This is a genomic window from Paenibacillus sp. OT2-17 (assembly GCF_009827695.1).
Taxonomy (GTDB): Bacteria; Bacillota; Bacilli; order Paenibacillales; family Paenibacillaceae; genus Paenibacillus; species Paenibacillus polymyxa_B.
Genome location: NZ_WUDQ01000927.1, coordinates 1 through 885, shown reverse-complemented (window position 1 = coordinate 885; position 885 = coordinate 1). Strand labels below are relative to the sequence as shown.

General features: G+C 46.6%; 1 protein-coding gene. It reads left to right on the top strand.

Annotation, left to right across the window (positions count from 1 at the left end; translation table 11 throughout):
• The coding region (locus GRP75_RS28230; protein ID WP_160791035.1) for a condensation domain-containing protein at positions 1-885 on the top strand (885 nt) is incomplete at both ends.

The following is an 885-nucleotide window of genomic DNA, read 5'->3' as shown; positions in this document are numbered from 1 at the left end:
TACCTTCATTGTGCAATCCAAGCTGACGGATAGACTTAATCAATTGACAAGAGACACGGGAGCAACGCTCTTTATGGTGCTTTTGGCAGCTTATAATGTGCTGTTAAGCAAATACTCCGGGCAAGAGGACTTCCTCGTAGGTACACCGGCAGCGGGTAGAGGGCATGCGGATACGGAAGCAATGATCGGCATATTTGTGAATACTTTAGTTCTCCGTAATCGACCGCTGGCATCCCAGCCATTCAGTGCTTTTCTGGAGGACGTCAAACATAACACTCTGCTTGCATTGGAGCACCAGGAATATCCATTTGACCAACTGGTCGACAAACTGGATCGAGTACGCGATGTAAGCCGCAATCCCATCTTTGATACGATGTTCAGTCTGCAAAATAAGGGAACAGAGGTCATTGAACTCGGCGGACTTCGTTTGCAACCGAATGAGTTTAATTTAGGTGTATCGAAGTTCGATCTTTCATTACATGTAACGGAAACTCAAGACCAGTTAACTTTAACCTGGGAGTATGCGACCAGCCTATTTAAGTTGGAGACGATTGAGCGATTTGCCCTCCATTATATAAAAGTGTTGGAAATCGTAACTCAAGATGTCGGAATTCGCTTGGCTGACATGGATATGCTGACAGAAGAAGATAAGCACTTATTACTATATGAGTTCAACAACACCTCTGCCTATTTTCCGCGGGATGCAACGATTCACGGAAGGTTTGAGCAGCAGGTTAGCAGGACTCCAGATGACATGGCAATCATATTTGGAGATAAGTGTATGACTTACCAAGAGCTGAATGAGCTGGCGAATCGTTTAGCGCGAACGCTGCGGGCGGATGGAGTGGGACCGGATCAGCCGGTGGGGATTATCGCTCAGCGTTC